Origin of the sequence: Cyclobacterium plantarum, assembly GCF_011290685.1 — a bacterium.
GTDB classification, from domain to species: Bacteria; Bacteroidota; Bacteroidia; order Cytophagales; family Cyclobacteriaceae; genus Cyclobacterium; species Cyclobacterium plantarum.
Window position 1 is genome coordinate 547,914 of record NZ_JAANYN010000003.1, and the last position, 24,395, is coordinate 572,308.

Annotated in this window: 22 protein-coding genes and 2 tRNA genes; 14 read left to right on the forward strand and 10 right to left on the reverse strand. The window is 43.5% G+C overall.

Annotated elements, in window-relative coordinates; genetic code table 11:
- Positions 1-251: 251 nt before the first annotated feature.
- The 4 genes from G9Q97_RS10115 to G9Q97_RS10130 all read right to left on the reverse strand — a co-directional run bounded on the left by G9Q97_RS10115 (position 252) and on the right by G9Q97_RS10130 (position 3,945).
- Positions 252-812 (reverse strand): transposase, encoded by a 561-nt coding sequence (locus tag G9Q97_RS10115; protein WP_166146409.1) that lies wholly within the window; start codon positions 810-812, stop codon positions 252-254.
- A gap of 494 nt (positions 813-1,306) precedes the next feature.
- Positions 1,307-2,458 (reverse strand): DUF4221 family protein, encoded by a 1,152-nt coding sequence (locus G9Q97_RS10120; protein WP_166146411.1) that lies wholly within the window; start codon positions 2,456-2,458, stop codon positions 1,307-1,309.
- A gap of 69 nt (positions 2,459-2,527) precedes the next feature.
- Positions 2,528-3,307 carry a copper resistance protein NlpE N-terminal domain-containing protein gene (locus tag G9Q97_RS10125; protein ID WP_166146413.1) on the reverse strand — a complete coding sequence of 260 codons (780 nt, stop codon included), beginning with the start codon at positions 3,305-3,307 and terminating at the stop codon, positions 2,528-2,530.
- Positions 3,308-3,405: 98 nt separating this feature from the next.
- Positions 3,406-3,945, reverse strand: coding sequence for an RNA methyltransferase (locus tag G9Q97_RS10130; RefSeq protein WP_166146415.1), 540 nt, complete (start codon positions 3,943-3,945; stop codon positions 3,406-3,408).
- Between the two features lie 133 nt (positions 3,946-4,078).
- Between G9Q97_RS10130 and mutS the strand changes: the two genes are divergently transcribed.
- The 3 genes from mutS to G9Q97_RS10145 all read left to right on the forward strand — a co-directional run bounded on the left by mutS (position 4,079) and on the right by G9Q97_RS10145 (position 7,069).
- The gene (gene mutS / locus G9Q97_RS10135; RefSeq protein ID WP_166146417.1) at positions 4,079-6,679 is read left to right on the forward strand and encodes a DNA mismatch repair protein MutS; all 2,601 of its coding nucleotides are present in this window, start codon (positions 4,079-4,081) and stop codon (positions 6,677-6,679) included.
- A 139-nt stretch (positions 6,680-6,818) separates the two neighbouring features.
- Positions 6,819-6,894 (forward strand) — tRNA-Gly (locus tag G9Q97_RS10140).
- 91 nt (positions 6,895-6,985) lie between these two features.
- A tRNA-Leu gene (locus tag G9Q97_RS10145) sits at positions 6,986-7,069 on the forward strand.
- Positions 7,070-7,196: 127 nt separating this feature from the next.
- On the opposite strand, the gene G9Q97_RS10150 is transcribed toward G9Q97_RS10145, so the two are convergent.
- The 5 genes from G9Q97_RS10150 to G9Q97_RS10170 all read right to left on the reverse strand — a co-directional run bounded on the left by G9Q97_RS10150 (position 7,197) and on the right by G9Q97_RS10170 (position 14,676).
- Complete coding sequence (locus G9Q97_RS10150; protein ID WP_166146419.1) at positions 7,197-8,090, reverse strand: YihY/virulence factor BrkB family protein; 894 nt, start codon at positions 8,088-8,090, stop codon at positions 7,197-7,199.
- 855 nt (positions 8,091-8,945) lie between these two features.
- Complete coding sequence (locus tag G9Q97_RS10155; RefSeq protein WP_166146421.1) at positions 8,946-9,596, reverse strand: hypothetical protein; 651 nt, start codon at positions 9,594-9,596, stop codon at positions 8,946-8,948.
- 106 nt (positions 9,597-9,702) lie between these two features.
- The gene (gene leuS, locus G9Q97_RS10160) at positions 9,703-12,477 is read right to left on the reverse strand and encodes a leucine--tRNA ligase (RefSeq protein WP_166146423.1); all 2,775 of its coding nucleotides are present in this window, start codon (positions 12,475-12,477) and stop codon (positions 9,703-9,705) included.
- A 265-nt stretch (positions 12,478-12,742) separates the two neighbouring features.
- Entirely contained in the window at positions 12,743-13,618 is an 876-nt protein-coding gene (locus G9Q97_RS10165) for a DUF6089 family protein (RefSeq protein WP_246255561.1), read from the reverse strand.
- Positions 13,619-13,770: 152 nt separating this feature from the next.
- On the reverse strand, positions 13,771-14,676 hold the full coding sequence (locus G9Q97_RS10170; RefSeq protein ID WP_166146427.1) for a mechanosensitive ion channel family protein: 906 nt from the start codon (positions 14,674-14,676) through the stop codon (positions 13,771-13,773).
- A 223-nt stretch (positions 14,677-14,899) separates the two neighbouring features.
- Here G9Q97_RS10170 and G9Q97_RS10175 point away from each other — a divergent pair, with 223 nt between their 5' ends.
- From G9Q97_RS10175 to G9Q97_RS10190, 4 genes are read left to right on the forward strand one after another with little or no spacing between them, the layout of a single operon-like run.
- The gene (locus tag G9Q97_RS10175) at positions 14,900-16,441 is read left to right on the forward strand and encodes a carbon-nitrogen hydrolase family protein (RefSeq protein ID WP_166146429.1); all 1,542 of its coding nucleotides are present in this window, start codon (positions 14,900-14,902) and stop codon (positions 16,439-16,441) included.
- Complete coding sequence (locus tag G9Q97_RS10180; protein WP_166146431.1) at positions 16,441-16,971, forward strand: KdsC family phosphatase; 531 nt, start codon at positions 16,441-16,443, stop codon at positions 16,969-16,971. The genes G9Q97_RS10175 and G9Q97_RS10180 overlap by 1 nt, the downstream gene beginning before the upstream one ends.
- A gap of 30 nt (positions 16,972-17,001) precedes the next feature.
- A complete protein-coding gene (gene kdsA, locus G9Q97_RS10185; RefSeq protein WP_166146433.1) occupies positions 17,002-17,850 on the forward strand; it encodes a 3-deoxy-8-phosphooctulonate synthase in 849 nt (282 codons plus the stop codon).
- Positions 17,847-19,532, forward strand: coding sequence for a L,D-transpeptidase family protein (locus tag G9Q97_RS10190; RefSeq protein ID WP_246255563.1), 1,686 nt, complete (start codon positions 17,847-17,849; stop codon positions 19,530-19,532). Before kdsA ends, G9Q97_RS10190 begins: the two co-directional genes overlap by 4 nt.
- Here G9Q97_RS10190 and G9Q97_RS10195 read toward each other — a convergent pair.
- The gene (locus tag G9Q97_RS10195) at positions 19,509-20,240 is read right to left on the reverse strand and encodes a murein L,D-transpeptidase catalytic domain family protein (RefSeq protein WP_166146435.1); all 732 of its coding nucleotides are present in this window, start codon (positions 20,238-20,240) and stop codon (positions 19,509-19,511) included. The genes G9Q97_RS10190 and G9Q97_RS10195 overlap by 24 nt on opposite strands.
- Before the next feature lie 320 nt (positions 20,241-20,560).
- Here G9Q97_RS10195 and G9Q97_RS10200 point away from each other — a divergent pair, with 320 nt between their 5' ends.
- The 7 genes from G9Q97_RS10200 to G9Q97_RS25380 all read left to right on the forward strand — a co-directional run bounded on the left by G9Q97_RS10200 (position 20,561) and on the right by G9Q97_RS25380 (position 24,391).
- Positions 20,561-20,971, forward strand: a complete 411-nt coding sequence (locus G9Q97_RS10200) for a 6-pyruvoyl trahydropterin synthase family protein (RefSeq protein ID WP_166146437.1) — start codon at positions 20,561-20,563, stop codon at positions 20,969-20,971.
- On the forward strand, positions 20,931-21,626 hold the full coding sequence (gene folE / locus G9Q97_RS10205) for a GTP cyclohydrolase I FolE (protein ID WP_166146439.1): 696 nt from the start codon (positions 20,931-20,933) through the stop codon (positions 21,624-21,626). The genes G9Q97_RS10200 and folE overlap by 41 nt, the downstream gene beginning before the upstream one ends.
- A gap of 167 nt (positions 21,627-21,793) precedes the next feature.
- On the forward strand, positions 21,794-22,474 hold the full coding sequence (locus tag G9Q97_RS10210) for an SDR family NAD(P)-dependent oxidoreductase (protein ID WP_166146441.1): 681 nt from the start codon (positions 21,794-21,796) through the stop codon (positions 22,472-22,474).
- Positions 22,475-22,556: 82 nt separating this feature from the next.
- The gene (locus G9Q97_RS10215) at positions 22,557-22,820 is read left to right on the forward strand and encodes a hypothetical protein (protein ID WP_166146443.1); all 264 of its coding nucleotides are present in this window, start codon (positions 22,557-22,559) and stop codon (positions 22,818-22,820) included.
- Between the two features lie 57 nt (positions 22,821-22,877).
- Positions 22,878-23,321 (forward strand): hypothetical protein, encoded by a 444-nt coding sequence (locus G9Q97_RS10220; protein WP_246255564.1) that lies wholly within the window; start codon positions 22,878-22,880, stop codon positions 23,319-23,321.
- Positions 23,321-23,950, forward strand: coding sequence for a flavin reductase family protein (locus G9Q97_RS10225; protein ID WP_166146445.1), 630 nt, complete (start codon positions 23,321-23,323; stop codon positions 23,948-23,950). Before G9Q97_RS10220 ends, G9Q97_RS10225 begins: the two co-directional genes overlap by 1 nt.
- A 198-nt stretch (positions 23,951-24,148) precedes the next feature.
- A complete protein-coding gene (locus tag G9Q97_RS25380; protein WP_166146535.1) occupies positions 24,149-24,391 on the forward strand; it encodes a DUF3788 family protein in 243 nt (80 codons plus the stop codon).
- The last annotated feature ends 4 nt before the right edge of the window (positions 24,392-24,395 follow it).

Genomic DNA, 24,395 nt, shown 5'->3' on the forward strand with positions numbered 1-24,395 from the left:
TTCGGGAAAGACCTTCGGGGTATTTGAAAACCCCAAAGGTCGCGGTCCTGATTTAACCTTTGGGGTCTTTGGGACCCCGAAGGTTTTTTACGTTCTCGTTTCGGGAAAGACCTTCGGGGTATTTGAAAACCCCAAAAGTCGCAGTCCTGATTTAACCTTTGAGGTCTTTGAGACCTCGAAGGTTTTTTACGTTCTCGTTTCGGGAAAGACTGACCTTTCAACCTTTATCAGCCCGAAGATTTTCGATTCTCTTATTCCAATGTCAGTTCTTCAGCAATGTAAAAATCAGTATTTGAGTTATGACTTATCTTAAACCCATCTAAGCCCCCAAACCAGTCTAATACCAATTCTCTGTTTAGCTTGGACTGACTTTTAGATAAATAACTTTTATACGAAGAGTACTTCCAATCTAAGGGATCCTTGGTTAATTTATGTTTTACCGGGTTTTGATGAATGTAAATAACTATTCCGGTTAAATAATCATCGGAATCAATTTGTTTGCGTTTAAATTTCCTTTGAAATAATGCGCCATTTCTTCCCAGTGCCTTATTAATACTTTTGGAATAAGAATTCAGGAAATCTGAAAATGCTTTGACAATTAGTCCATTTGTAGTGTTTTCTTTGGCCTTTACTAAAAAATGAAAATGATTGGGAATAAGACAGAATGCCAATGTTTCCAACTTATCATTGAGATAATGATGGTATTTTTCAAGGAAATAGGCGTAATTCTCTTCCCTCGGAAATAACTTTTCATTTCCAATTGCCTTATTGTATAAATGATAAATACCCCCAACCTCAAAAATATCCATCATAATTTGAAAAGTTTAGTGGAATGAAAATACAAATTTTCCAATAAAACTAAAAGAAATACAGGATTGCGGAAACCCCAAAGGTCGCGGTCCTGATTTATAACCGTTGAGGTCTTTAAGACCTCGACGGTTTTATCGTCCTGGTTTCGGGAAAGACCTTCGGGGTATTTGAAAACCCCAAAGGTCGCGGTCCTGATTTAACCTTTGGGGTCTTTGGGACCCCGAAGGTTTTAACGACCGAGCTACGGTAGAGACCTTCGGGGTTATGGAAACCCCAAAGGTCGCGGTCTTGATTTAACCTTTGGAGTCTTTGGGACCCCGAAGGTTTTAACGTCCGGGCTTCGGAAAAGACCTTCGGGGTTATGGAAACCCCAAAGGTCGCGTTGCTGATTTAACCTTTGGGGTCTTTGGGACCCCGAAGGTTTTAACGTCCGGGCTTCGGAAAAGACCTTCGGGGTTGGGAAAACCCCAAAGGTCAATGCCTATCCATATTCTCCTTACCAGGAAATATCCATCCGGACAAAGCCCATTTCATCCTCCAGATTTTCGAAGAGCCATAGCTTGCCGTCTTTGGCAAAATGAAAAGGAGGATATGTGTTCATTGTGGTAAGTTGCCCTTCACTAAGCGGATTGAAATCCTTGTCCAAAACGGTCAGGTAGACATTTGCTCCACTGATTTCCCGCATAAAACTCCCTTCAGGAATGGGCTGTGAGTCGTCAAACTCCATCCGGAAAGCCAAACGATAATACACCTGCTTTTTTTCGTCCCAAACCGGAGCGGCAAAGTTGATGTCAGATTGGATTTTCTCGTGAATGACCCGCATTTCGTTTTGACTACTGACCTCTGCCGGGAAATCTCCGCTCTTTTCCGGAGGGAGGACTTCACTGGTATAGCTCACCAGGCGGAATTCTTCCGCCTCTGGATCCAGTACATAAAGCTCATGTCCTACCCCGGTTCCAAAAATAAGCTTCCCATTCTCTACCGTCCCAAACCGACGGGTGCCCAGGCCCATTCTCATTTCCCCGTCATTGAGCATAATTTCAAATTTGGACGCTTTCTCAATTTCAGGCGCAGCAAAGCTGGTCACCCGGTTTTCTTCCCGATCAATGAGTACCAGTTTTGCCGTTTTCTTTTCCCAGTTGGTCACCATTCCAGCAAAGTGCTGCCCTTCATCACCGATACTCAACGGTACCTGAATGTAATCGCCTTCTTCGAATTCCCCGGAATCCTCACCCAATTTGCCCAGATCAAACTGCTCCAGTTTTTTACCCTGATCGTTCACAATATTGTCCTGCCCGTAGCTGCAAAATAAAAACCGATCCTCGCCAATCATCTCCAGGTTGCGGAAGTTGGCTCCCAGTCCGTTCGGCCCCTCTTTATCCAAGGTGATTTTGCGGACGAATTTTAACTCGTCCAGATCAATCTTTTCGATGCTGAATTCCTGATAATTGAAGTTATAGAGGTATTTTTTATCCGGAGTCAGCTTGGCATGGTACAACTGAGAATTTAGAAATAGGATTTCCTCTCCCGGGTGGACCATCACCGTATCCAGTTGGACGTCAAATTCCTGGCCAGATCCGGATTCATTGCCAGAAGATTGGCAGGAAGCGAGGACCAGAAACAGGCCCAAAATGATGGAGTTTTTCATCGGCAGTTTAATTTTAGACTAAAAAATTAGCCGATAAATTTTAAATTTCCTAAGAAATTAAAAGAATTTTTAATCATCCCCGGACTTTTTAGTAAAAGTAAGCAGCAGCTTGTTGCCCTCATCCCTTAACTCCAGCCTATCCCCCTCCAGCCGGTAATACCGTACCTGTTCCAGGTAGGCGAAAAAGTAATTTTCTGCCTGCATCTCGTCCTGACAGTATTTTTGGGTCCTGCCAATCTTTCCAAGCTCCAGCTGGTTTTCGGTTTTTAGTTCGTATACACCGAAAAAATTATTGCAGCCGCCAAAACCATGCAGGCGGTTGCTTTCTTCCTCCAGAAAAACAAAGATCTCTCCCGGAGTCCAGTCTTCTTCCGGAAATTTCTCCATGTTTGTTAGCATCCAATTGCTGTTGAGTAAAGGATGGGCTGTTTTGGCAACTACTTTTTTTAACACGTAGGAATTTGCCAGGTCTCCGGTTATTCTTTTACCTTCCCCGTCCAGGTGAAAAAGCTGGTTTTCGCCCACCAGGTATTGATTCGGTGCGTTGTCCATACCGGATAAGGCGATAATATTGCCCTCAGGATTCCATTCAAAACGGCCTTCCTGCCGGAATTCCTCCTCACTTTCTCCCATATAACGAGTCACTTTCAGGTATTTTCCTTCCCGGTCAAGCCGGATGGAAGTGGCGATGCCCTCACAATCGGCGCAGGGGAGGATGCCCTCATAGGTGCCTTCCCAATCAAGGGCATTTCTACTGGTATCTCCGGCAGGTAGGGATTGCTGTGTTTTACAGCTGCTCAGAATACAGCTAATGCAAAAAACTGCAACTACAGAAAGAAATGTTTTCATGAATCAGAGTAAGTTCAATGATGGTCTTTTTTGACTATAAACGGTACCTTTAAGACAAGGTTGGTATAGCTCCCCATAGTTTCGTGCAGAAGATCAGTTTATTTTTCCAATCCCTCAGTCTTGCAGACCAGGTCCCACAAGGCAATGCCAATTGTGACAGAGATGTTGAGGGAATGCTTGGTACCCAGCTGGGGGATTTCCAGCACATGATCTGCTGCCAGCACCACATCCTCATGTACACCAAAGACCTCATTCCCAAAAACAAGGGCATATGGCTGGCCGGGCTTTGGCTGAAAGCGGTTTAAGGGAATGCTATGGGATGCCTGCTCCAGCACGCAAACCTGGTAGCCTTCGTGGTGGAGTTCCCTGATCAGCTCAATGGTGTTTTCGCGGTATTCCCAGGCCACGGATTCGGTAGCACCCAGGGCCGTTTTGTGAATGTCCCGGTGCGGTGGGGTACCAGTGATGCCACAGAGGAATATTTTCTCGACCAGGAAGGCATCTCCAGTGCGGAAAGCAGCACCAACATTGTTCAGGCTGCGTACATTGTCCAAAACCAATACAATTGGGTTTTTATCGGCTTTTTTAAATGCCTCAACAGATAAGCGGTTGAGCTCATCTAAACTAAGTTTTTTCATATTCGGACAGGGTTTAAAGATGTAAAGATAAGTGCTGGCTGAAAAATTAGAAAGCCCTTATTTTTTACCTTATTTTTGTTTATCCTAAGGAAGCGGTAAATTCAGGATTTATTTTACAAAACACAATGCTCACATGGCTAAACCGGCAGTGAAAGAAACCCCTCTGATGAAACAGTACAATGCCATCAAGGCAAAACATCCCGGAGCGATATTGCTTTTCAGGGTAGGGGACTTTTATGAAACTTTTGGAGAAGATGCCATCAAGGCCAGCAAAATCCTGGATATTGTGCTGACCAAAAGGGCCAACGGGTCTGCTTCGCATATCGAACTGGCGGGATTTCCCCATCATTCCCTGGACGCCTACTTGCCCAAATTGGTGCGGGCTGGAAACAGGGTGGCCATTTGCGACCAACTGGAAGATCCCAGGGAGGTAAAAGGTATTGTCAAAAGGGGTGTCACGGAACTGGTCACTCCCGGACTTGCCTACAATGACAATGTACTGGATAAGAGAAGGAATAATTTTTTGGCCAGCATTCATTTTGAGGGAGAGCAACTTGGAATCGCTTTCCTGGATCTCTCTACCGGGGAGTTCATGTGTGCACAGGGCAACCAATCCTATATAGAAAAACTGCTGCAAAGTTTTAACCCCTCTGAAGTGATCCACTCCAAGGCTTCGCGGGCTGCCGCAGGGGCTTTGCTGAAAAATGATTTCACCACTTTTCATTGTGAGGATTGGGTGTATCAACAGGAATATACTTACGAGAAACTGGTCAATCATTTCGGTACCAATAACCTGAAGGGGTATGGCATAGAAAATATGGTATTGGGCACCATTGCGGCAGGTGCCGTTTTGTATTACCTGGAAGAAACCGAGCACAAGGAAGTCAGGCATATTGCGGCTATATCCAGGATAGCGGAGGAGAAATATGTCTGGCTGGATAAATTCACCATCCGCAATCTGGAATTGATTTTTTCCCAACAGGAAGGGGGGATTCCCCTCATCCAGATTCTGGATAGGACCCAGACGCCTATGGGTAGCAGAATGATGAAAAAATGGCTGGTGCTTCCTTTAAAGGAGAAAGAACCCATCGTCGAAAGACAAAAATCGGTTGATTTTTTTTATCAGGAAGCGGAACTGAGGGAGGAATTGTTTTCCCATCTCAAGCATGTAGGGGACCTGGAAAGGCTGATTTCCAAAGTGGCGGTGGGCAGGATCAATCCCCGGGAAATGAACCAGCTGAAAAAGGCCCTTAAAAGTACCCTTCCCATCAAGGACCTGCTTGGTAAGCAAAAACATGGCTCCCTGAAGAAGCTTGCAGACCAGCTGAATACCTGTGCTTACCTGCTGGAGAAAATTGAAAAGGAATTGATGGATGATGCCCCCATGCTGACCCATCAGGGGGGCATTATCAAAAATGGGGTAGACCCGGACCTGGATGAATACCGCAAACTGGCCAATTCCGGTAAGGATTACCTGGTGCAGATCCAGCAAAGAGAGGTGCAACGGACAGGGATCAGCTCCCTGAAAGTGGCCTTCAATAAGGTTTTTGGTTATTACCTGGAGGTAAGCAATACCCACAAGGACAAGGTTCCGGCAGAGTGGATCCGCAAGCAGACCCTGGTCAATGCCGAGCGATACATTACCGAGGAACTGAAAACCTATGAAGAAAAAATCCTGCATGCGGAGGAGCGGCTGGTGGCATTGGAGCAAAAGTATTTCCAGTTGCTGGTACAGGATGCAGGGGATTATGTGACGCAGATCCAGCAAAATGCCCGGGTGCTGGCGGCCCTCGACTGCTTATTGAGTTTTGCCGAAGTAGCTGCGGAAAACAACTACTGTGCCCCCAAGATTACCGGCTCCGAATCGATAGAAATCAGAGATGGCCGTCATCCGGTTATCGAAAAGCAGCTGGCCATAGGAGAGGAATATGTGCCGAATGACATTTACCTGGATAATTCTTCCCAACAGGTCATTATCATCACGGGACCCAATATGGCGGGTAAATCTGCGTTGTTGCGGCAGACAGCCCTGATAGTCCTGATGGCGCAAATGGGAAGTTTTGTGCCCGCCTCTTTTGCGCGCATAGGCATGGTGGATAAGGTTTTTACCCGGGTAGGCGCTTCCGATAACCTGTCCAAGGGAGAATCTACCTTTATGGTGGAGATGACAGAGACGGCGAGTATTTTGAACAACCTTTCCGATCGCAGTCTGGTGCTGATGGATGAAATCGGAAGGGGTACTTCTACCTATGACGGTATTTCCATTGCCTGGTCGATTGTGGAATACCTGCATAACCACCCCAGGTGCAAGGCCAAAACCCTCTTTGCCACCCATTATCACGAATTGAACCAACTGGCGACGGATTTTCCGAAGGTAAAGAATTTCAATGTTTCGGTAAAAGAGGTAGGCAACAAGGTCATCTTTATGCGCAAGTTGGAAAAAGGGGGGAGTGAGCACAGTTTTGGCATTCATGTGGCCCAGATGGCCGGCATGCCCAATCCGGTAGTGTTGCGGGCGGCGGAGATCATGAAGTACCTGGAAAAGGACAAGCAGTTGCAGCAGCATCAGGAAAAGATGAAAGACATGCCCAAAAACAATTATCAATTGAGTCTTTTTGAGATTGACCCCAAGTTTAAGGAAGCCAGGGATTTGCTGGAATCCCTGGATATCAATACCATTTCTCCGGTAGAGGCCTTGCTGAAACTGAATGAGGTCAAGAAAATTTTGGAATAGGCTAGTGGTTTTAGGCTCAGGGGGCTAGGTTTTATGGCGTAAAAATTTCCTGTGGATTATTGGAGAATAGAAATTATAGCGTAAATTTGCACTCACAAATACGGTAAGAAAAGACTTTTCGTGTTTTATATCATGATCAGCGAAAGTAGCTCAGCTGGTAGAGCACGACCTTGCCAAGGTCGGGGTCGCGAGTTCGAATCTCGTCTTTCGCTCCAAGAAAAGCCCTGAATCAGGGCTTTCTTATTTAGGGGGTGTTTGGTAAAGGTAAAATCCTGGATTTTACCTAACTTTGGACTTTCTATACATGCCGGGATGGTGGAATAGGTAGACACGCAAGACTTAAAATCTTGTGGCCATTAGGCCGTGCGGGTTCGATTCCCGCTCCTGGTACATTGAAAATCAGCCAGTTAGAGCTTCTCCTTAACGAGAAGCTTTTTTATTTTTTACTGTGGGTTTAGCCTAGGTACCGGCCCCACTTCCAGTGGTTGAAAATGGATGCTGTTTAATAACTTCGGTGTTATTTAGGATCAACCGGATCTTTAAGGGCATGTTGCTCAATTTCGGAATTCAATTCTGCTCCCAGGAGAATAATAAAAGTGCTGATAAAAAGCCAGAGCATCAGAAAAACAACGGCTGAAATGGAGCCATAAATTTCACCTAAATTCCAGAAATTGCGGATGTAAAATGAAAATCCCCAGGAAGCCAAAAGCCACAAAAGGCTGGCTAATACGGCACCTGGAATGACCCACTTGAACTCAGGCCGCTTCCTTCCCGGTCCAAATCTGTAAATCAGGCCAATACTACCCACCAGAATAAGCCCCATGATCAACCACCGCAGCCAACTGATAAGGCTTTCAATATTATCCGGTAAACCTATTTGTTCCACTATTGAGGGAAATGCCACGATCAGGGCAGCACTTAGAATGATTAAAATGATGGCCCCAAAGGTAAATAATAAAGTAAGCGCATTGTGTTTGATGATCCCCCGATTACTTTTGGTTTCATAGGCGATGTTTATTCCCCTGAACAATGATTTTGTCCCAATATTGGCAATCCAGATACCCAGCAGAATTCCGAAAATGGTACCCCATCCCAGGGAATCTCCCGTGGGCTTGATAAACTGATCCACCCGGTATTGGAGGATTTCATGTGTCTGCTCTGGCATCATCGAACTGATTTTAGATACCTGCTCCTCGATTTGCTGCGGATCCATGACGAAACCATAAATGGATATCAGGGCCATAATTGCGGGGAAAATGGCCAAAAAGCCAAAAAATCCTACACCGGCCGAAACAATGACTACATTGTTTTCACCAATCTGGTCTTTTACGTTTATCAGTATGGTCTTCCATTCGGAGAATGGTATTTCAGAAATGGATTGAACCTTTTTGTCCTTACTCTCTTTGGGCATGTGGTTTTGCGTTCTATAGGGTTTAAGAAGGCCCCATTGGAAAATGGAGCTGCATCATACGAAATCATTTCTCAATATAAGGTAATTTACTATGAATTGAACCAAAGTCCCCCTCCCTACTTCCCAAGTGGGGAGGGGGACTTCAAACTGACAAGCACGAAGTTCGGAACCCGAACGTTGCGGTTCGGAAGTCCCCTCTTAAGGTTCGGAAGGTCTGATTTTGACCCAAAAACCGAGACTTTCCAGTCAAAATAGAAAAACCCTGACAGGTTGACCGAAGCTTTTCGAATTTTCGGCTTGAAGAGGGTACTTCGTAACTGGGGGGTAGTACTTCGGAACCCGGCCTGTCAGGTTCTGAACCGCAAGCTTGCGGTTCGGAAGTGGGTCAATGCAGCTAAAAGGCGGAATAGGATGCCATTTTGGCGGCTGATCCGGGTAAAAAGGTGGATGTTTGCGGTTAAAAAACGGATCGTTTCAGTTCGGAACCGTAGTATTGAAGTTCGGAAATGCATCTTTGGAGTCTGAAGCCGAAATACGGAATTACTTGCCTCTTTTGGATTTTATCCAAACTCCCAAAAAGGATGACGCTTAAACTATAGTGCAGCAATTCTCTACTAACCTCCCGGTTTCCTTCCCTGTGAACGGTTAGGAATTTCCGAACCGTTGAATTTTATACCAGCTCACCTTTGATATGATCCCTAACGGGATTCGGCTTGGAGACTGCGGGTCCTTCCGGAGCCCTAGACTTATGACCGGATTTTATTGGAAGTACAAAATAGAATCTTTACCGGGATTTAGGCTTTATCCAAGATGAAGTTTTCTGCTGGTCCTTTATTTTAATCGTCCAATCTTAGTTTATATATCTGATAATCCAATTGCTCGCCTGTTTTTATTGATTTTAATCATAGTAGTATCATGATGTTCCTCTTTTTTAAATCGAAGCGTACCAAATTTATAATTTCGGCCAAAACTCACTTGTATTTTGTCGTAGGTGGCAGCAAACAGTTCATTGTTCATCGAAGAATCCATATAAAATGCCTCATCCAATAGCGAAGACGAGATTATATTTAATTCCTTATTCTGACTATGGATAACAACAAGACAAAAAGCATCTTGTGCTTTTTTGGTCATGTTTTTTGTTTTAGGCCAACCAGATTCTTTTAAAAAATTTAATACAATATTTTCATTCATTTTCTCTATTAAAAAATATTTTTGTTTTGATCGATTGACTAGATTGAAACCCTTCTGAGTGCTATCTCTATAAACTTGATCCCAATAATATATTTCCTCAAGGGCCTGCTGAACCGAATCTGAATTATTAGTTGTAAGGGCTTTAATAATGTTTTTTTCTATTTTTTTGACCTCACCTTGTAAGATATGTTCAGGCTTCAGCAATGAATTTGAGAAAGTACCCACTAAAGTATTAGGTTTTGCACCATTAGACGCATTTTTAGGATTATTACATGAACTTATAAGTATTATTAAAATCAATAAAATTCTAGTCATATAACATAGTAAAAAAGGCTTGCAGATAACTTATGTATCCCCCATCAACCTCCCTTTTCGGTTAACCATTGTAAACAAACACCATCTCCACCCCGGCAAAAACCCATCACAGCACGATATTCACAATCTTGCCGGGGACCACGATGACTTTTTTGGGTGTTTTGCCGGCTATCCATTTTTGCAGGTCCTCGTGCTCCAGAGCAGCAGCTTCGATTTCGGGCCTGGAAAGGCTCAGTGACAGCTTGATCTTTGCCCGCATTTTGCCATTGATGGAAACGGGGTATTCATGACTGTCCTCGGTAAGGTATTGCTCTTCCGCCTGCGGATAATGCTCATGTATGATGGATTGGGCATGCCCCAGCTTCTCCCAAAGCTCTTCCGCTATATGGGGCGCATAAGGGGAAAGGATGACCAACAGGGGCTCCAAAACTTCCCTTTGCTTGCACTTGAGTGCAGACAGCTCATTGACACAGATCATAAAGGAAGAAACAGACGTATTGAAGGCATGGCGTTCTACATCTTCCTCCACTTTTTGAATGGTTTTGTGAAGGGCTTTCAAAGCTTCTTTGGAGGCCTTCTCCTCAGTCACCTGCCAATTTCCGTTCTGGTCGTGGAAAAGCCGCCACAATTTCTTCAAAAATTTGAAAACCCCATCTATCCCATTGGTATTCCAGGGCTTAAACTGTTCCAGCGGGCCCAAAAACATTTCGTACAGGCGCAGGGTATCCGCCCCATAGCTCTCGATCACATCATCCGGATTGACCACATTGTATTTGGATTTGGACATTTTCTCCACTTCGGCACCACAGACATACTTGCCATCCTCCAGCAGAAATGCAGCGTCAGCCAGATCAGGTCGCCATTGTTTGAATGCCTCCAGGTCCAAATGATCGTTATGGACGATATTGACATCCACATGCATGGGGATCACTTCATGGTCCCCGATCAATCCATGGCTGATAAAGGTATTGCTGCCTTTTTTCCGGTACACAAAATTTGACCTGCCCTGAATCATGCCCTGGTTGATCATTTTCTGGAATGGCTCGGCTATGGGCACCAGGCCACGGTCATAGAGAAACTTGGTCCAGAACCTGGAATACAACAAATGCCCGGTAGCATGCTCTGCGCCACCAATATACAGGTCCACTGCTCCCCAATAATCTGCCGCCTCGGGGCTGACAAAAACGTCTTGGTTTTTGGCATCCATGTACCTGAAAAAATACCAACTCGACCCGGCCCAGCCCGGCATGGTGCTCATTTCCAGAGGAAAAGACCCCTCTGAAGTGGTGTAAGTCCAGTCTCTGGCTCTTCCCAGCGGTGGCGCCCCATCCTCGGTGGGCAGGTACTTGTCCACCTCAGGCAACCTGAGGGGCAAATCCTTTTCAGCTATCAGGTAGGGCAATCCTTCTTTAAAATACACGGGCAAGGGTTCCCCCCAGTACCGCTGCCGGGTAAAGATGGCATCCCTCATTTTATATTGGATCTTGCCCTTTCCTATTCCTTTTTCTTCCAGAAAGGCGATGGCCTTGTCCATGGCCGCCTGCATTTCCAAACCACTGATAAATCCGGAATTCATAATCGTGCCTCCCTTACCGGGAAAAGAACCATCTTCCATGCTCCCTTCTATCACCTGTCTGATTTCCAGACCGAAGTGGTTGGCAAAATTATAATCCCGCTCATCATGTGCGGGCACGGCCATCACGGCACCGGTACCATATCCGGCCAACACATAGTCTGCTATCCAGATGGGGATTTGTTCCCCGTTAAAAGGGTTGGTCGCATAGCTCCCGGTAAATGCACCCGAAATGGTCTTCACATCGGCCATCCTGTCCCTTTCGGAACGGTTCTTGGCCTGGGCCACGTAGGATTCGGCAACTTCCCGCTGCTCATCAGTAATCAATTGTCCTACCAACTCATGTTCCGGTGCCAAAGCCAGGTAGGTTACCCCATAAATGGTATCTATTCTTGTGGTAAATACTTTGATTTTATCTGTATGTCCTTCAATATCGAAGACCATTTCTGCGCCAACAGACCTTCCAATCCAATTCCGCTGCATCTCCTTGACCGGCTCCGGCCATTCCAGCTTGTCCAGGCCTTTGAGTAGTCGCTCTGCATAGGCAGTGATCCGCATGCTCCACTGCATCATGCGCTTCCTTTCTACCGGATGGCCTCCTCTTTCGGAATAGCCGTCCTTGACTTCATCATTAGAAAGCACGGTACCCAGGGCCGCACACCAGTTGACCGTGGTCTCTGCCAGGAAAGTCAGCCGGTACTGCAATAATATTTCCTGTTGTTGTGCTTCCGAAAAGCCCTGCCAGTCCGCCTGGCTGAAAGAAGTCGGGTTTTCATCGCAAACGGCGCGAACTCCCTGACTACCTTCTTTTTCAAAAATCGAAACCAGGTGACTGATGGGCATTGCTTTATCCGCATCCAGATCATAATAGCTGTCAAAAAGCTGCATGAAAATCCACTGGGTCCAGCGGTAGTAATCCGGTTCAGAGGTCCTTACCTCCTTTTCCCAATCAAATGCGAAACCAATATTTTTCAGTTGCTCCGTATATCTCGCGATGTTTTTTTCGGTGGTAATGGCCGGATGCTGCCCTGTCTGAATCGCATATTGCTCTGCTGGAAGTCCGAAGGAATCGTAACCCATGGGATGCAAAACATTAAAGCCCTTCAACCTTTTGTACCGGGTGACGATATCGGAAGCAATATATCCCAGTGGATGCCCTACATGAAGACCTGCTCCTGAGGGATAGGGAAACATGTCCAAAGAATAAAATTTTGGTTTATCGGTATCAACTTTGGCATTAAAAAGCCTGGATTGCTCCCAGCGGCCCTGCCATTTTTTCTCAATGGCACGAAAATTATAATCAGACATTTGCTGTATTGGTCTATTTGTAAGTTAGATTCAGCTTCAAAATTATAAAAAATATCGGTATTCACTTTAGATCGTGGTCTTAACCACAGAAATATCGCCAAAAGCAAAGTGATTCAATTTTACCTGCTGACTTAGCAATGCCTGAATAAGGGGAATTGGGTTTTGAGATAAGACATTAGATGGATATCTAAAACTCCTTGTTAGGAAAAAATCGCTAAAAAGTCGCAGTAGATCAGCAATAGCTTCAGGCTTGAATTGAACCTATCTACCAGAACCTGAACCCCCTTCCCCGGTGTCTGAAAATCCAGTTGTCCCAGATATCCTGAGAGAAGTAAATTTCAGCCCCAAAATTCAAGGTGAAATATCCATCATACCTTGCCTCGGGCTCATCCAACCGCGGGTCGCCACTACCTCTGCGTGGAGCTCCCCTGCTGTTTCTGATCAGTTCAACATTAGGCTCCCCATTGGGCAGCAGGTACCTGGGTTGTCTCACGGACAGCCTGAGCCTGTCGGGATTTTCCCCGGAAACATAATCAGCAATTAACTCCTCATAATATCCGGAAATATTGTAAGTGCTGATATCGTCCAGGTAATCGGAAAGGGTAAACCGGTAATTTCCCTCGATGAAAAAATCCATGTACACATTTACTTTGTATTTCAGTCCCAAACCCATGGGAAAAACCATTACCCTATTTGCATAGAGTTCATTCTCCGTTCTCAAAGGCCTCAAATCGACCCAATTCTCCCGGTAAAGGGTCCGTGGATTATTGGTACTTGCTCCTACTCCAAAAAACACATAGGGATTGATGAATTCACGGGTGATGTTGTAAACTTTTACCGGCTTATAATAGTATTCAACCAAAAATGCTGCTTCCCAGTTTCTGCTTCTAAAATTTAAATCTCTCGGAATACGGCCACTTCTTGGATCTGCTTTGACATCCTGACCTGATATCTGGTAATAAGTAAGGTCTACCCTGGCTTTAAGGTTGGTACCGAATGTGTACCTGGCACTCATAGCAGCATTATAATCAGGCTGTATCCCTTCACTATACTGCCATAAAGCATACAAATCTCCGAAATATTGGGAAGGTCCTGCTTGCAGGGAGAATGACCAGGGTTCTTCAAACCTGAACCTATACATGCTTTGGGCCAGTATCTCTGTTGAAAGAAACAGCAAAAAAAATACTGCAAACAAAAAGAATTTATGCATAAAAAACTTCACCTATATCCCACCCATGTAACCCCTTGGGTTTTAAAGCCTAAATATAAAATAAAAGGCAATAATAAAAAAAATTAGGAAGGAGTAAATTTCTCCAGGCCGGATCGAATGTGAAGATCTCTCTGAGGAAAAGGAATTTCTACCTTTTCCTCACCAAACCTTTTGAAGATCTCATAATACAACTGGCTTTTTAATACTTTGGGTTTATTGATATATTGAGAGGTCCAAACCCTGAGGTTAAAATCAATGCTACTGTCGTTATATTGCTCAAACAGCACATCAGGTTCCGGGAATTTAAGCACCCCCTCATTGGCATTGACCACCTCAAGTAGAATTCTTTTGATCTTTGCCGGGTCTTCCCGGTAGGAAACGCCCACGGGGATATTGAACCGGATATTCCTGTCATTGTGCGACCAGTTGATCACCGCATTGTCGATAAATTGGCTGTTGGGTACAATAATGGAAATATTATCGTTTGTCAGTACCATGGTGGACCTGGCGGAGATTTTGATCACATCCCCGTAAACATCATCGACTTCTATCCGGTCACCTACCTTGATGGGCCTCTCAAAGAGGATGATCAGGCCACTGATAAAATTATTCGTGATATTCTGCAGTCCAAAGCCAATCCCTACCCCTATGGCTCCCGCCAAAATGCCTAGGGCACTCAGGTCCACATTGCTGTTTTGGAGGATGGTCACCAAGCCAAAAATGATCAGTACATATTTAAATATAGTGGCAATAGATTGCCTGACGCCAACTTCCAGTTTGTAGCGTGTCAGCACTTTGTTGGCCAAAAATTTTCTGGCCAATTCGGCAATAAAAAAAAGTAAAAAAATTGCCACGACGAGACTGATAAACAAACCCAGGGTTAATTTGGTCTCCCCCAGCATCAAAAGTTTCAGGTTCAACAGATCGTTGAAATGCCCTAAAAAGGCCTCGAAATCGCCATTTTTTATATCTTCAATTATTTCCTTCATTTTTCTCAGGCTGCAGTTTTAGGGGTTTTGTCCGCAAGCAGGTATTTGACGATTTCCAATATATGTATTTTTTTTGACAGTCATTAAAGGACCTTTCATTACATTCGATCCTTAAAACCACAGTCCTCTCGCTTTGTTCAAATGTTGAAAAAAGACCGATAAATTCTGGTGGGTATTCATCATTAGCCATCAATTTAGGTAAATTTGTAATTAATTTTACGTTATGAGTAAACAAAAAGAAGAACTCGAACACCGACTCAAACTCAGGAATATCAAACATTCCGATTTCAATGATATCCGTGGAATCATGGTTTCCGCCTACAAAACCCAGGGAATGACCTGGACCAAGGAGGAATTCAAGAACCAACTGAATGCTTTTCCGGAAGGGCAGATTTGTCTGGAAGACAATGGAAAAGTGGTCGCTGTGGCCCTGAGTCTGATTGTCGATTATGCCAAATATGGAGACAACCACACCTATGACCAGATCACCGGCTACGGCAAATTTGATACCCATGATGAAGAAGGGGATACCCTATACGGTACAGATGTATTTGTAGACAAGGAGTACAGGGGGCTTCGATTGGGCAGAAGGCTATATGATGCCAGGAAGGAGCTTTGCGAAAACCTGAACCTCAGGTCAATTATTGCGGGAGGCAGGATACCGGGCTACAACAAATATGCTGACCAGATGTCTCCCAGGAAATACATTGAATTGGTCAAGAACAAGGAAATATTTGACCCCGTGCTTTCCTTTCAGCTGGCCAATGAATTTCATGTGAGAAAGGTAATCACCAAATACCTTCCGGAAGACACCGACTCCAGGGCATATGCCACCTTGTTGGAATGGATCAACATCTATTACGAGAAGGAGGAAAAACTAATCGGTAATAAAAAGACCATCGTCCGGCTTGGATTGGTCCAATGGAAAATGAGGCGTTTCAATGATGTGGATGATCTGATGCAGCAGGTGGAGTTTTTTGTCGATACGGTATCGGATTATAAGTCTGATTTCTGTTTGTTCCCGGAGTTTTTCAATGCGCCGCTGCTTGCTGAATTTAACAAAATGGATGCTTCTGAAGCCATCAGAAATTTGGCGGAGTACACAGAAGAGATTGTAAACCGCATGCGGGATCTGGCCCTTTCCTACAATGTGAACATCATCGCCGGAAGTATGCCCGAATATGATGGAAAAAAATTGCGTAATGTGAGTTATTTGTGCAGAAGGGATGGCACCATGGACAAACAATATAAGTTGCACATTACTCCTGATGAACAATCCTACTGGGGCCTGCAGGGAGGAAACGGGATCAAGGTTTTTGATACGGATGCAGGTAAAGTGGGGATTTTGATTTGTTATGACATTGAATTCCCTGAATTGAGCCGCATTTTGGCCGAAAAGGAAATGGACATCCTCTTCGTTCCCTTTTGGACAGATACAAAAAATGCCTACCTTAGGGTAAGTACCTGTGCCAAATCCAGGGCGATAGAAAACGAATGTTATGTGGCCATTACCGGTTCCGTAGGTAATTTGCCAAGGGTGGAAAACATGGATATTCAACATTCACAAGCGGCCATCTATTCCCCCTCAGACTTTTCATTTCCTCACGATGCCATCATCGCAGAGGCCTCACTCAATACGGAGACCACCATTGTGGCTGACGTTGACCTGGATTTGCTGACCAAGTTGCGAAAAGCAGGTAGTGTGAGGAACCTGGCCCAAAGAAGATTGGATCTTTATTCCATTCAGTGGAAAAACAAAAGATAATGGATCATTTCAAGCACATTCCCGGAACCCTGCTTCAAAAAGCAATGCTGATCAAGCTTCTGGTATCGGATCTGGACGGTGTCCTGACTGATGGGGGAATCATTCTGGATGACAATGGAATGGAATATAAAAAATTTCAGGTAAAAGACGGGCAGATCATTGCTTACCTGAAATTGTCCGGAATTCAAACCGGCATCCTTTCAGGCAGGAATGTGAAGGTATCGCAGGTTCGATGTGAACAAATGAAGGTGGATTTTCATTTTCACGGTGTCCGGGACAAATGGGCTACCTTGAAAGAAATAATAGAAAAAAAGGGCATTTCTACTTCTGAAGTAGCCTATATAGGGGATGACCTCATTGACCTGGAATTGCTCGGCAAAGTAGGCTTGTCGGCCGCACCTGCTGATGCCATGGCCTACATCCGGGACAAGGTGGATTACGTTACCCTTACAAAAGGAGGAAAAGGTGCCTTCCGGGAATTGGCAGATATTATCCTATATGCTCAGGGGGGACTGAAGATCAGTATATAAATCCCCATCAACTCATTTAAAAACATCGCAATGATAGTAAGTCCTTACCGCATGTCGATAAGAGAAGACCTCCAGCTGGGAGGAGGGGAGCCGGTGCTTTTTTCCGGGCCCTGCGCCGTTGAGAGCCTTGATATATGTTTGGAAATCGGTGAGCAGGTCAAGGCTTTTGCCCAAAAAAACGGCTTTGGTTTTGTATTCAAGGCTTCCTTCGACAAGGCCAACCGTACCTCCGGAGGATCCTTCAGGGGGATTGGTTTTGATCGCTCTTTGGAGGTATTACAAACTGTTGGCAATACTTTAAAGGTACCGTTGGTTACCGATGTGCATGAAAGCTATCAGCTGGAAGCTGTGGCCGAAGTAGTAGATGTGATTCAGATCCCCGCCTTTTTATGCCGGCAAACCGATTTGTTACTGGCAGCAGGAAAAACAGGAAAGGCCATAAAGATAAAAAGAGGGCAATTCATGGCTCCTGAAGACATGCAGTATGCTGTAGACAAAATCCGCTCCACCGGCAACCAGCAGGTTTGCCTTACCGAGAGGGGTTTTTCTTTGGGGTACCACAACCTGGTGGTCGATATGCGGGCTTTACCCATCATGAGACAATTTGCACCGGTGGTTTTTGATGTGACCCACAGTGTGCAACAGCCTGGAGGCAATCAGGGCAGCAGTGGTGGACAAAGACAAATGGCCCCTTACCTGGCAAGGGCAGCAGGAGCTGCAGGGGTTGATGGTTTTTTTATTGAAACCCATCCTGATCCCTCCAAAGCTTTGAGCGACGGTCCAAATATGGTCCCTTTGGCTGAAATGGATGGCTTTCTGGCCATGCTGAAAAAGGCATGGGATCTGGGGAGGGAATTTCAAAACTACCAGTTAACATGAGTATTCCATTTCACCATTTATTTAATATCCCGGGCACGCTCTTTTTCCTGATTTTTTTTCCTTTTTCAGCATTTAGCGAAGTATCCTATCAAGATACGCCAATGGAAATAAGAGCATTATTAGAAGGAGATGAATCCCAAGTCAGCATGGAATTTCAGGCCGGCAGGATTTACTCCAGGTCTTATCTCCTTACCTTTTATTCGGAAAGGGCATTTTTGCCCGGCTGGCTGGAGGAATCAAAACCTTCCTGCGAAGCACTGGAATTAAGACTGCTCATCCAGCAGTCTAAGTTTGATGGGCTGGTGCCGGCAGATTATCACCTGGAACAGCTTAATTTTTTGTTTGAAAGATCCCTGTCCGATGAAATCCTCACAGAAAAAGAGCTTGCCAAGATGGATATCTTACTCAGTGATGCGTTTATGCTGTTGGCCAAACATTTGTACCAGGGGAAAGTGCATCCCGAACACCTGGAGGGCATCTGGGATATCCAATCCAAAGAAGATGATCCCAGGCTGCTTGAAAAACTAAACCTGGCTCTGGCAAAGCAAAATGTCCGTCAACAGCTTTTTAGTCTTCATCCAAAGTTTCCAATTTACCAGAGGATGAGACAGTCTTTAAAAAAGTACTACGAGATGGAACAAGCCTCTACGGGCCTAAATTGGAAAAATCCGGTTCCCGAAGAACCACTTGAACCGGGACAAGCTGCTACCCAGATTCCTGCTATCAGGGATATTCTGATCTTTTGGAAAGATCTGGAAAACTATGCGCAGGGTGTGGGGGAAATTGAAGTTTACGACAGTCTCATGATGGAAGGGGTGAAGCGATTTCAGCTGCGAAACGGACTTCTCCCGGATGGGAAACTTGGAAAAGCAACCATTGAAGCATTAAACCAAGACCCAAAGGCTTTGATAGATAAGGCAATGGTAAATATGGAAAGGCTTAGATGGCTTCCCGATACTACACTTCAGGAATTTGTGCTTGTAAACATCGCCAACTATTCCATGGATTATATCCGGGAAAGGGACACCTTATTACACTCCAATGCGATTGTGGGGCAATCCTATAGAAAGACTCCTGTATTCAATGCAGAAATGTCCTACCTTGTCTTTAGTCCAACATGGACGGTACCACCTACCATTCTAAAAAATGACGTTATTCCGGCAGTAAAAAAAGACATTGGTTATTTGGCCGTCAAAAGGATGAAAATCCTGGATTTTTCCGGTAGGGAGATTGACCCGAAAGCCATCAACTGGTCCGGTATCAGTCGCAATAATTTCCCCTACATGGTGCGGCAGACACCCGGAAGGCATAATGCTTTGGGATTGGTGAAATTCATGTTTCCCAATAAATACAACGTTTACATTCACGATACACCATCCAGAGAATTGTTTTTCAGGGCAGACAGGGCCTTAAGCTCAGGTTGTATCCGTATTCAGAAACCCTTTGAACTGGCCCAACTGTTGCTTTCCGACCAACCGTTATGGAATGAAGAAAGGATAAGAAATGCCATGGAAAGCGGTAAAGAACAAACGGTAACCTTAAAAAAGAAAATACCCGTAATCATCCTGTACCTTACTTTTTGGTCAGATGGGGCGTTCAGGGAAAACATTAGAAGGGATATCTATTCCAGAGACGGTGAATTGTTAAAACTACTGCAATTACCCCTGATTCACGAAAACTGATTTTTCTTTATAGGAACGTTGATCAGCATGGATAAACAGACAGCTTTTTTCCTTAATCAATGCAATTATTTCTTCATAGTGCTCCGTTGGAAGTGCCGGACAGCCCAAACTCCTGCCTAATCGGCCATAATTTTTCAAAAATGAAGGCTCTGCATAATCTGCAGCATGAATCACTATTGCCCTGGATCTGGCCTGATCATTGATCCCCCTTTCGAGCCCGTCGAGCCGCAGGGACGCTCCGTGTTTGCCTATGTACGTTTCGCCTGTTAAATAAAAACCCAAACTGCTCATATGGCTTTCCGGTGTATTGGAAAATTTTTCGGCTTTGACCAGGCCTGAGTTTCTCCCGTGTGACACCAGAGAGGTATGTTGCAATGTTTGACTTTTCATATCGATGACCCAAAGTCTCTTCTGGGTAGAGGGAAGGTCAAAATCAATTACGGTTAAAGGTTTGCCTTCTTTTATCAGGCCTTGTTCCTGCATGCGCTGGTATCCCCTCAAAGCCAGTTCCAAAACCTCCTTTCTTAATAATACCGACTCTTGTTGAATATTTCGCCAGATTAAATCAGTTAGCACGGACAACTTATCTGAATGGTTTGCGGCCATTGTCCGGATATTTCTATGTTCATGAATAGATAACCTGCCATCTCCGAAGGAAAGCACCGGACTGGCTAGAAAAAGAAGTATAATAATAAGCCTGTTTACCATATTAAGGATGATTAAAGAAAAGGATCTTAAGGTCACAGGGATACTTTGAATTCTCCCCTGATCCAATTAACAACATCTTAACCATAAAAATATTATTTTCAGTTCAATTTTTTATCTATTTGAAGGCTTTAAATTGAAACAATTTTGAACCCATTGCCCTAAAACTGTTGTTGTTTGCGTTGGAAATCATTTGACAAAAATACGAACTGACAATATTTTACTTTAAATGAAATCTTCTGGGAAAGAAGGAGTTATTATTTTTGTTGAATTAATTTTTCCTTTTATTAAACAAAATTAAGGATATAGCTGTTAAAAATCCTATGAAAGTTGCCGTCTACAGAAAAGCTCATTTTAATGCCGCACACCGTTTGCACAATCCCAACTGGACAGCAGAAAAAAACAGGGAAGTTTTTGGAAAGTGTAATAATGATAATTATCATGGACACAACTATGACCTTATTGTAAAGCTTGAGGGTCCTATTGATCCCAATACAGGTTATGTCTACGACATGAAGCTGTTAAAGGATCTGATAAAGCAGTATGTTAGCGATAGATTTGATCACAAAAACCTAAATTTAGATACAGATGAATTTAAAACCCTTAACCCAACTGCAGAAAACATTGCTGTGGTTATTTGGAATATTTTGAGAGAAAAAATTGAAAAAAAATACGACTTAACAGTTCGATTATATGAAACAGAAAGAAACTTTGTTGAATTCAGCGGGAATTGATCTCAATATAGAGGAATTGGGCGATGAGCATGTGGCATTTTCACATGATACGCCATTGCGGGGAGATGCCTTTGAGATGGATGATGAGCTTAAAATGGAATTGATAGAAAAACATTTTAAGGAAATCATGTATGTACTGGGCCTGGATTTAACCGATGATAGCCTTAAAGGCACACCCAAGCGGGTAGCAAAAATGTTTGTTAAAGAGGTTTTTAGTGGTCTTGATCCAAAAAATAAACCGGAGGCCAAACTTTTTGAGAATAAATTTCGGTACAAGGAAATGTTGGTAGAGAAAGACATTACCTTCTATTCCCACTGTGAGCACCATTTCGTGCCTATTTTCGGTAAAGCACATGTCGCCTATGTTTCCAATGGTCATGTAATCGGCTTGTCCAAAATAAACCGTATTGTTCAGTATTTTGCCAAAAGGCCTCAGGTACAGGAGAGACTGACTGTACAGATCGGCAATGAGCTCAGGGAAGCACTTGGTACAGAAGATGTAGCCGTAATCCTGGATGCGGATCACATGTGTGTTTCCAGCAGAGGTGTTAAAGACAACAGCAGTAGTACAGTGACTTCTTTTTATAGCGGAATATTTGAGAAAGAGGATCAAAAAAGAAATGAATTTCTCAAATATCTGGAATTGCCCAGGTAGCTGAAAATTTAATAAATCAAAAGCTTCATTATATATCAGTTATCTCCCGTCAGTGGCTTTGACGGGAGATTTTTTTTATTCCAAGGCAGCATTAAATTTTGGTTTAATACCTAAAAGAAGCAAACAATTTAAAGTTTAATGGATTGTATTAGTAAAATATAATGAAAATGGAGCATAGAAATATTGTGATTATTGGGGGAAACAGTGGCATAGGTGGAAAAGTGAAAGAGCTATTGGAAAAAGAGGGTGCAAACGTGTTTGCCTTCTCCAAATCAAAAACCGGATCCGGAAATTTGGATATCACTTCAGGTTTCAAAGAAATAGAAGGCATACCCGAGGAAGTGCATGGGTTGGTATATTGTCCTGGAACGATTAACCTTAAGCCATTTCACCGTATTTCACTTTCTGATTTTCAAAAAGACCTTGAAATAAATTATTTAGGGGTTGTAAAAGTATTGCAGGCATTGCAAAAGCCATTGAAAAAATCAGGCAACGCTTCGGTTGTATTATTCAGTACCGTTGCAGTACAAACGGGGATGGGATTTCATAGCTCCATTGCTGGAGCCAAGGGTGCAGTTGAAGGGCTGAGCCGGTCCCTGGCCGCCGAATGGGCCAATGCTGGTATCAGGGTAAATACCATCGCCCCATCCCTTACAGATACTCCTCTGGCGGAAGCTTTATTGTCCAGTCCTGAAAAGAAGGAGGCTGCAGGCAGAAGGCACCCCCTTGGAAGACATGGAAATGTCAATGATATGGCAGAGGCGGTGGTTTTTTTATTGTCAGAAAAATCATCATGGACCACAGGCCAGGTTTTAAAAATAGACGGAGGCTTATCCAGCGTTAGATAAAATTTCATTATCTTACAACATTTAGGTTGAACAAAGTGTAGATGAAAAAGGGTATTGTCCCTAAAATAAATTTAAGAGTAATATGAGGACTCCACCTGAATCATATTTGATTTTTAAGGCAGAGCTTAAAAAAGCGCAAATAGAGAAAGAACGGCTTAGAAGAGCTTATGAAGAAAAATTGCTGGAAATGAATCTGGAACTTTCTCGTTTGAAAGAACAGATAGAAGCGCAGCAGGAGCTGATGAAAACCACCATAAACTATGCTATAAAGCTGGAAGAGGATCTGGATAATTTTAAGGAGGAGGTAGAAAATGAAAAAAAGCAAAGGAAAAACTCTTTTCACTAAATCTATTATTCACTTATTCCGTAAAATTAGGGGTAATTGCTTTTAAACCTGCTAAAAATGAATGACACCTTGAATAAATCGGCGATGAAAAACTTTGACCTATCTTTTGAAGGAAGATACGCCAGGGTTTTGGTCAATGAAATCAGCGGAACTATCGTTTGCGAACTTCTGGTCGATTATGTACCCATTGAAGATTTCAAAGAAACTTTCCACAAAATATCAGCCATTATAAGAAAAGGAAAATTTCATAAATTTATTTTTGACAAGAGAGCACTCAGGGCTTTTCATCAACCCAGCATGGAATGGTATTTCCTTGATTGGAAAAAAGAAATGTATGCTGAAGGCATTACGGTACACCGTAAAATCCTGCCCCCGGAAAAATGGTTTGAAAAAATGGTGATGATTGCCAAGAAAGAGATACTTGAAAAAAATCCGGGAAACATTATTGACAACCTGGATATTAAATATTGTGATTCACTGGAGGAAGCCATTGTTACCTGATGAAGCATTTTACCCTACAGGACATCCTTGATGCTGAACAAGGATTCCGAAGAGATTTTATAAACTGTCTTAGTGGTTATAAAAGCCTGAATCTTATTGGCACTATTAATCAGGAAACCAAGGTGACCAATCTTGCCCCTTTTAGTCAGGTTTTTCATATTGGAGCGAATCCCCCTTTGGTAGGTGTTTTGTTCAGGCCTCATTCGGTAGAGCGACATACTTTGGAAAATATTCGTCAAAACAAATGCTTTACCTTAAATCATGTAATGGCATCTTTTTATAAAGCTGCGCATCAATGCAGCGCCCGGTGGAAAATTTCCGAATTTGAGGCAACAGGGTTAAAAGAGGAATATAAAGATGACTTTAAGGCTCCCTATGTGTCAGATAGTCCGCTCAAAATTGGTTGTAGTCTGGCAGATCAAATCACCCTGTCTATCAATGAAACTGTTTTGATTATTGGAAAGATTGAACATGTTTATGTTGAAGAAAAGGCATTGGGTGAAGATGGTTTTATTGATCTGGACAAGTTAGGTACGGTTACTTCCTCAGGGATCGATGCCTATCATGTAGGGAAAAGGCTGGGCAGATTGGCCTATGCCAAACCTGATAAGCCCGTAAAGGAAATATGACCCTGAAGCCGGCAGCCGTACTGGTTTTGTTGGTATTAGTGGAAGAAATAGCACTTTTTTGTCTTTTAAAAATAAGCCAGGCAGAGGTTAACCAGCTTTACAAACTTAGATTCCTATTTTCTACTAGCTTCAACTGCTGAATATTTCATAACAACAGGAATTGACCTTGAATGGAGATATTAAAAAGACGGAAAAGCTATTTGCAAGAAAAAAAAGATTGTTTGGATTTCCATCTGGGAGAATTTCATTAAAGCCAGTTTCATTTTTGCTGAAAAAACTCGTCCGGGAGTATTGGGTTTAAGTTTTAACGAAGAAATTAAATCTACTTTTTCAAGCACAAAGCCAACAGGCAAACTGATTCCACTGATGGTTGATATAAAAGATGAAGAATCCTTTGAAGGCTTTAAAACTCTGCTCAACTATAAAAAGAACCTTCGATAAAATT